Below are 223 nucleotides of genomic sequence, written 5' to 3'. Positions count from 1 at the left end.
GCCAGCTGGCTGCACCGCGAGAACCTGGTGCGTTCCATGCTGACCGGCAAGAAGGAAGGCGCTGCGGATGAAGGCATCCGCCGGCCCTGGCGGCCACTGGCACTCATCCTCCTGGTGGGTGTGCTGGGCTTCTGGTCGCTGCAATGGCAAAGTGCGCCAAAGGGCACGACTGAGCCAGGCAGTTCCGCCGCCGTGGAAAATGCAAAATACGCTTCACATGCCG

Annotated in this window: 1 pseudogene; it reads left to right on the top strand. The window is 63.7% G+C overall.

Annotation, left to right across the window (positions count from 1 at the left end):
- Positions 1-36: 36 nt before the first annotated feature.
- A pseudogene (locus tag B3V69_RS20565) lies at positions 37-223 on the top strand (cytochrome B); the annotation flags it as partial.

This window comes from Rhodoferax sp. UBA5149 (assembly GCF_002413825.1).
Lineage (GTDB): Bacteria > Pseudomonadota > Gammaproteobacteria > Burkholderiales > Burkholderiaceae_C > Rhodoferax.
This window is presented reverse-complemented; position numbering and strand designations above follow the sequence as displayed.